At 46.2% G+C, this 8,111-nt stretch carries 5 protein-coding genes; 3 read left to right on the top strand and 2 right to left on the bottom strand.

Annotation, left to right across the window (positions count from 1 at the left end; genetic code table 11):
- Nucleotides 1-572 precede the first annotated feature (572 nt).
- Nucleotides 573-770, bottom strand: coding sequence for a hypothetical protein (locus tag AK963_RS22670; RefSeq protein WP_066017693.1), 198 nt, complete (start codon nucleotides 768-770; stop codon nucleotides 573-575).
- Nucleotides 771-828: 58 nt separating this feature from the next.
- Complete coding sequence (locus AK963_RS22665; protein ID WP_066017692.1) at nucleotides 829-1,215, bottom strand: hypothetical protein; 387 nt, start codon at nucleotides 1,213-1,215, stop codon at nucleotides 829-831.
- A gap of 676 nt (nucleotides 1,216-1,891) precedes the next feature.
- Between AK963_RS22665 and AK963_RS22660 the strand changes: the two genes are divergently transcribed.
- From AK963_RS22660 to AK963_RS22650, 3 genes are read left to right on the top strand one after another with little or no spacing between them, the layout of a single operon-like run.
- Nucleotides 1,892-3,451 carry a type I restriction-modification system subunit M gene (locus AK963_RS22660; protein WP_202969831.1) on the top strand — a complete coding sequence of 520 codons (1,560 nt, stop codon included), beginning with the start codon at nucleotides 1,892-1,894 and terminating at the stop codon, nucleotides 3,449-3,451.
- Complete coding sequence (locus AK963_RS22655; RefSeq protein WP_066017690.1) at nucleotides 3,448-4,698, top strand: restriction endonuclease subunit S; 1,251 nt, start codon at nucleotides 3,448-3,450, stop codon at nucleotides 4,696-4,698. The genes AK963_RS22660 and AK963_RS22655 overlap by 4 nt, the downstream gene beginning before the upstream one ends.
- 28 nt (nucleotides 4,699-4,726) lie before the next feature.
- The gene (locus tag AK963_RS22650) at nucleotides 4,727-7,837 is read left to right on the top strand and encodes an HsdR family type I site-specific deoxyribonuclease (RefSeq protein WP_066017689.1); all 3,111 of its coding nucleotides are present in this window, start codon (nucleotides 4,727-4,729) and stop codon (nucleotides 7,835-7,837) included.
- The last annotated feature ends 274 nt before the right edge of the window (nucleotides 7,838-8,111 follow it).

Raw genomic sequence — 8,111 nt, 5'->3', positions numbered from 1 at the left:
GCGCTGCCTCAGAAGGAGTACGAGAAGAATGAGGAAAAGTACGACGAGATGCTGGCGTACTGGATGAAGCAGGGAGGTCGCCTGTAGATTCAAGGGACTTGAATCATGGCTACTACCACTTTCCCTAAAGTAGAAACAATATAATATACCTTAAACGGTTGGCTTCAAGCCCTTTCACCCAAAATGCAAAAAGCCCGTATAATACGGGTAAGACTAGCCCAGCCATGCCCCGTTCACCAACTTTCTATGCTTCCCCGGCCCAAGGCAAACGGCCAGTGAAACGGCAATAAATAGCCCAATCGTAAAAGAAGCTAACGTGCATTCACCGTTGAGGCTTTGCCTATGCTGAACCTGCTTTAGAACGGGAGTATCCAGATTGAGAAAAGGAGTTCCAGAGTATGAGCGGTATGAATACATCAAATAGGAAAAACAGTGATAGAGGCCGCTAAGGGCGAAGGAGGGCAGGTCTATTACGACAATTTAGTATCCGATGATCAAGAAAGGCATACTCCGGGCATATCCAAGTGGTTTTCTTTATCTATTTTTTAAGTGGTCATCAGAAGCTGTTTTGATTACAGAGCCTTCTGTGGCAGCGTGTCAATGAAAGCCATTGCCGCTATTTTTGCTGCATCCGTAGATGGGTAGTTACTTCTGCCAAAGTAAAAGCGTTTACCGTAGACTTCGACACACCATCTTTGCCCGGTTTCATCAAACTGAAGGCATTGTTTAACAGCGGTCCTTTGCAGGCATCCTTTTTTGTGACTTGGCATATCAAGCAACTCTTCCGTTTTTCAATGTTGTGAGCTTGTATCGTATTGAAACTGTAAATTATTCAATGGTGGCGTCGAGAGGTACCAGGCCATCAACATAATCGGCATAGACTGGCGGTCTGTGGTATTGCTCGCGAAAGTTAAACATGGAACAAGCATCCATCTCAAAAACAGCTCTAAACGGCAGGGATACTGAATCAGCCAACATTGGTGAAAAATATTGGTTCTGATATTTGATGACGGCAGATTCTATCTGGTGGGAATAAAGAGTAGTAAAACCGATCACGTAGAAGAGGTTCTCTATCCCTTCAAATGTAAGGTTATTAAAATAAGCATCTGTAGTTATCCAATGATTTTTTGTACAGATGGCAATATCAGGGAGTCTGAGTTGCTCTGGGAGGGGGAGTAGGGTGACGGTGCGTTCAATTTCTGTAGAGTTAAGCATACAGTCCATGTTCCTCACATGCCGGTTTTGGTCTTCTTAGTCTTGTAGGTACAGCCGCGTTTTTATTTTCCTTTCAATTGGAACAGTTGCTATTTGTCCTGGCGGGGCGGATAGTATTGCTAATTTGTCGGTGGGGAGCCTTTATACACAGCCTTCGAAAGCATCGAGTGGTTGGTATTTGCCTGAAAACATCCGTCATCGTAGCACTATCCTATGTCGCTGCTGGTTATTTTTTACACCTTCTTTCCTTGCAAGTTTAAAACTCTATCAACTGTATATTCATACAGCAAATGTTTTTTTTTCAAGAATCTTATACCGAGCAGGTAGTTCTATTCCCATCACTTTGTAACCGGTACCATTTTTTACCGTTGTGAGAAATTTTTGCCTATCGACGGATACCTGATTTTTCCCTCTGCCTAGGGAAATGGCTTTCATCCCTATTAACGCCTTCACTGATTTCGGATTCTTTCCGAGCCCAAGATGTTTTTTAGATATCTCTGCGCAAATACACGACTACCACCTATCACCTTACAGGCGTACAATGACTGATTTTCCAAAAATCCATCTCTGAGCTATCTGGTCCCATGCTCCCCGGCCGCAATTGCAGGTATCGGTAAAATCCACGGGCGGTAGCGTCTCAATTGATCTCGCTTCACGTTGCTTAAACAGGATGAATATGATGAAAAGCTCCCAGCAAAGGAAAGAGTTGCATCGGCAAATCTGGCAAATTGCCAACGATGTACGGGGCGCAGTGGATGGCTGGGATTTTAAGCAGTATGTGCTCGGTGCCCTGTTCTATCGCTTTATCAGTGAAAACTTTGCCAGCTACATTGAAGGCGATGATGAGAGTGTAAACTACGCAGAATTGGATGATGGTGTTATTACCCCTGAGATTCGTGATGATGCCATTAAAACCAAAGGGTATTTCATCTATCCCAGTGAGCTGTTCGCCAATATTGTCAAGCACGCCAATACCAACGACAGCCTGAATACCGATCTCGCTGACATCTTCAGAGCCATCGAAAGCTCTGCCAACGGTTACCCTTCTGAAGTGGATATTAAAGGCCTGTTTGCTGACTTTGATACCACCAGCAACCGCCTGGGCAATACCGTTACTGATAAAAACCGTCGTTTAGCAGCGGTGCTGAAAGGTGTGGCCGGGCTGGACTTTGGGGATTTTCATGGTAGCGATATCGACCTGTTTGGTGATGCCTACGAGTTTCTGATTTCAAACTATGCCGCTAATGCGGGTAAATCCGGTGGTGAGTTTTTTACCCCGCAGCAGGTGTCGAAACTGATCGCTCAACTGGCCATGCACGGGCAAACCAGCATCAATAAAATCTACGACCCGGCCGCCGGTTCCGGCTCTCTGTTGCTGCAAGCCAAAAAGCACTTTGACGCTCATATTATTGAAGAGGGTTTCTTTGGTCAGGAGATCAACCACACCACCTACAACCTTGCCCGTATGAACATGTTCTTGCACAACATCAATTACGACAAGTTCAATATGCAGCTGGGTGATACCCTGACCGATCCACACTTTGGTGATGACAAGCCCTTTGATGCCATTGTCTCCAATCCTCCTTATTCGGTGAAGTGGATTGGCAGCGATGACCCGACTCTGATCAACGATGACCGCTTTGCCCCTGCCGGTGTGCTGGCCCCCAAATCGAAAGCGGATTTTGCCTTTGTGATGCACACCATGGACTACCTCTCTGCCAAAGGTCGGGCGGCGATTGTCTGCTTCCCCGGTATTTTTTACCGTGGTGGTGCCGAGCAGAAAATTCGCCAGTATCTGGTGGATAACAACTATGTAGAAACCGTGATCGCCCTGGCACCTAACCTGTTCTTTGGCACCACCATCGCCGTGAATATTCTGGTGCTGTCCAAACACAAAACCAAAACCGACACCCAGTTTATTGATGCCAGTGGCCTGTTTAACAAAGGCACCAATAACAACCTGCTCACCGATGAACATATCGCAGACATCCTGAAGGTTTTCGACAGCAAAGAAGATATTGCACACTTTGCCAAAACAGAGGCTTTTGAAACCATTGCTGGCAATGGCTACAACCTTTCCGTCAGCAGTTATGTGGAAGCCAAAGATACACGGGAAGTGGTGGATATTGTTCAGCTGAATACTGAACTGAAAACCACTGTTGAGAAAGTTACACAACTTCGGTCGGATATTGATGCGATTGTGGCGAAGATTGAAGGCGTGGAGGCTCGGGCATGAGTGAATTGACTTTTATGGAAAGATTACTTGATGGTACTGAGGTTGAATGGAAGACGTTAAAGGAAGTAGCTGAATACTCTAAATCACGTATTAGTTTTGAAGAATTGGATGATACTAATTACGTTGGTGTTGATAACCTGCTGCCAAATAAAGAAGGTAAGAGTTCATCGTCATATGTTCCAAAAACTGGCCTTCTTACAAAATACTGCATTAACGATATTTTAATAGGAAATATTCGACCATATTTGCGGAAAATATGGCACGCCAATCAATCCGGTGGAACAAATGGAGATGTACTTGTTATTCACCCTACAGATAAAAAGATAAATTCTCGCTATTTATATCATGTTTTAGCTGCTGAGAGTTTTTTTGAGTTCAACATTCAGCATTCCAAAGGCGCTAAAATGCCTCGGGGTAATAAAGCAAAAATAATGGAATACGTTTTACCTATTCCAAAACCAGAAGTGCAAACCGAAATCGTCCGAATTTTAGACACATTTACCTCGTTAACCACCGAGCTTACCACCGAGCTTACCACCGAGCTTACCACCGAGCTTAGCGGACGTAAGAAACAATACAACTACTACCGTGATCAATTGCTAAGTTTTGAAGAAGGCGAAGTTGAGTGGAAGACGTTGGGTGATATTGGTCAATTTACATACGGATACGCAGCCAAAGCACAAGAAAGTGGTAATGCTCGCTTTGTCAGAATTACAGACATAAATGCAAATGGTAAATTGTCACCAGACGATAAAATGTATGTTGAAATGTCTGACGAAAACAAAAAATACATTTTAAAGAAAGACGACCTGCTCATGGCCAGAACAGGGGCAACTTATGGTAAGACAATGATTTTTGAAGAAGATTACCCCGCAATTTATGCAGGATTCTTAATCAAACTAAGCTTGGATAAGACCATCGTTAATCCTCGATATTACTGGCACTTTGCACAAAGCGATCTGTTTTGGGATCAGGCAAATAAATTAGTTTCAGGTGGAGGACAACCTCAATTCAATGCCAATGCTCTTAAACAAGTGAAGCTTCCCATTCCCCATGCAGGCGATACCGATAAATCCTTGGCAGAGCAAGCTCGCATCGTTTCTACTCTCGATAAATTTGATGCTTTAGCAAGCTCCATCACCGAAGGCTTACCCCGCGAAATCAAGCTCCGCCAGCAACAATACGAATATTATCGTGACTTGCTGCTGAGTTTTCCAAAACCTGAGCCAACCAGCAACGCTGCCTAACCCATACCCAAACTGACGGGTCACCATCATGGCCGATTACAAAACCATTGCGGAGTCCAGGAACTTTATCGTTCTGGATAAATACACCCCGGATTACCAGGTCAACGAAAGCTACCAGAGCGAAAACGATCTTGAGCGGGAGCTGATCGCTGATCTACAAAATCAGGGCTATGAATACGTAGCCGATTTAAACACCCCGGATAAGATGCTCGGTAATGTTCGCAAGCAGCTGCAAGCCCTGAATGATGTGGTGTTTTCGGATGGGGAATGGCAGCGTTTTGTTGAGACCTATCTGGATAAACCCGGCGATAACATCATTGATAAAACCCGTAAGATTCACGATGACCATATCTTCGATTTTGTCTTTGATGATGGGCATATCCAGAACATCTACCTGCTGGATAAACACAATATTCACCGTAATGTCTGCCAGATCATCCGGCAGTTTGAACAGACCGGCACCCATAAAAATCGCTACGACGTGACGATTCTGGTGAATGGTTTGCCCCTGGTGCAGATTGAGCTGAAAAAACGGGGTGTGGCCATTCGTGAAGCGTTTAACCAGGTGCATCGCTACAGCAAGGAGAGCCTTAACAGCGAGCAGTCGCTGTATAAATATTTGCAGCTGTTTGTGATCTCTAACGGCACCGACACCCGCTATTTTGCCAATACTACCCAGCGTAATAAAAACAGCTTTGACTTCACCATGAACTGGGCGAAGGCGGATAACAGCCTGATCAAAGATTTACAGGATTTTACCGCCACCTTCTTCCAGAAAAGTACCCTGCTTAATGTGTTGCTGCATTACTCGGTGTTTGATGTCAGCGATACCTTGCTGGTGATGCGCCCTTACCAGATTGCTGCCACCGAACGGATTTTATGGAAGATCAACAGTTCCTACGAGGCTAAACAGTGGAGCAAACCGGAAAGCGGCGGTTTTATCTGGCATACCACCGGCTCCGGTAAAACGTTAACCAGTTTTAAAGCGGCCCGTCTGGCGACTCAGCTGGAGTTTATCGACAAGGTGTTTTTTGTGGTCGACCGGAAAGACCTCGACTACCAGACCATGAAGGAATACCAGCGTTTTTCGCCGGACAGTGTGAATGGTTCTGACAGTACCGCTGGCCTTAAGCGCAATCTGGATAAAGACAACAACAAGATCATCGTTACTACCATCCAGAAGCTCAACAATCTGATGAAAAGCGAGGGCGACCTTGCCATTTACAACCGTCAGGTGGTGTTTATTTTTGATGAGTGTCATCGCAGCCAGTTTGGCGAAGCCCAGAAGAATCTGAAAAAGAAGTTCAAAAAGTTCTATCAGTTCGGTTTTACGGGTACGCCCATTTTCCCGCAGAACGCTTTAGGCGCAGAAACTACTGCCAGCGTATTTGGCCGTGAGTTGCATTCCTATGTGATTACCGATGCCATTCGCGATGAAAAGGTGCTTAAGTTCAAGGTGGACTACAACGATGTTCGCCCAACGTTTAAGGCCATCGAAACCGAGCAGGATGAGAAAAAGCTCAACGCCGCAGAAAACAAGCAGGCCCTTCTGCACCCGGAGCGTATTCGTGAAGTTTCCCAATACATTCTGAATAACTTCCGCCAGAAGACCCATCGCCTGCAAGCCAGTGGCGTTCCCGGACGTGGTGGCTTTAATGCCATGTTTGCGGTGAGCAGCGTGGATGCCGCCAAGCTGTATTATGAGTCGCTGAACCAGTTGCAGGCTGGCAGCGAAAAGCCGCTGAAAATCGCCACCATTTTCTCCTTTGCGGCCAATGAAGAGCAGGATGCGGTGGGGGATATTCTGGATGAGAGTTTTGATGTCTCAGCCATGAACAGCAGCGCGAAGGAGTTTTTAAGCGCCGCAATTGCCGACTATAACGCCTTCTTCAAAACCAATTTCAGTGTTGATAGCAAAGGTTTTCAGAACTATTACCGCGATCTGGCCAAGCGGGTTAAAGCCAAGGATATCGATTTATTGATTGTGGTCGGGATGTTCCTCACCGGCTTTGACGCACCCACCTTGAATACGTTGTTCGTGGATAAAAACCTCCGTTACCACGGGCTAATGCAAGCCTATTCACGCACTAACCGGATTTATGACGCCACCAAGACCTTTGGCAATATTGTCACCTTCCGGGATCTGGAACAGGCGACTGTGGATGCCATCACCCTGTTTGGTGATAAAAACACCAAGAACGTGGTGCTGGAAAAAAGCTACAAGGAATATATGGAAGGCTTTACCGATCTGGTGACCGGCGAAGCCAGAAGGGGTTTTATGGATGTGGTGCACGAGTTGGAGCAGCGCTTTCCTGATCCTTCGGCCATTGAGAAAGAGTCGGACAAAAAAGCCTTCGCCAAACTCTTTGGCGAGTACCTGCGCGTCGAAAATGTGCTGCAAAACTACGATGAGTTTGCCAGCCTGAAAGCCCTGCAAGACGTGGATATGAGCGACCCGGAAGCCGTTGAAACGTTTAAGGCCGAGCATTACCTGGATGATGAAAAGCTGGCGGAGATGCAGACGATACGCCTGCCCGCCGAGCGCAAGATTCAGGATTACCGCTCTACTTATAACGATATTCGGGATTGGCAGCGCCGACAGAAATCTGGCAAGGAAAAAGAAGATTCCACCATCGACTGGGATGATGTGGTGTTTGAGGTGGACTTGCTGAAATCTCAGGAGATCAATCTGGATTACATTCTGGAGCTGATCTTTGAGCACAACAAGAAAACCAAGAGTAAAGCCGATCTGGTTGATGAAGTGCGCCGACTGATTCGTGCCAGCCTTGGCAACCGCGCCAAAGAAGACCTGGTGGTTGATTTTATCAATCAGACTGATCTTGACGAGATTGGTGATAAAGCCAGTGTTATTGACGCTTTTTTTGCTTTCGCTCAACAAGAACAGCAGCGTGAAGCGGAGGAGCTGATTGAAGGAGAGAGCCTGAACAATGAAGCCGCCAAACGGTATATTACTAACTCGCTGAAACGGGAGTATGCCAGCGAGAATGGCACTGAACTCAATGCCATCCTGCCGAAAATGAGTCCTCTGAATCCGCAGTATTTGACCAAGAAGCAGAGTGTGTTTCAGAAGATTGCGGCGTTTGTTGAGAAGTTTAAAGGGGTGGGGGGAAAGGTGTAGAGGAAATGAATGTCGGTCTTTCAGCGTGCATTAGAGAACAATGTTAGACATGAATCTCATGGCCATTTTCATGCATGCTGAAAGACCAGGCGCCAGATTTACGAGCGTCTGGAGCTTTTTGTCCATTCGCCTTGGTGGAAAAAAAAACGGTGCGGACTGCAGACCAACACCGGAATCCCTTATGAACCTATATTGACCCCTAATCTGTCTTACCCGTCACTACTCAAATCGTCTCAATTGCGTCGCCAGCTGCTCGGCCGTTTGCAGTTGCGCC

The sequence above is a fragment of the Endozoicomonas atrinae genome (assembly GCF_001647025.1).
Lineage (GTDB): Bacteria > Pseudomonadota > Gammaproteobacteria > Pseudomonadales > Endozoicomonadaceae > Endozoicomonas > Endozoicomonas atrinae.
Note: the sequence above shows the minus strand (reverse complement) of the source record. Positions and strands in the feature narration are given on the sequence as shown.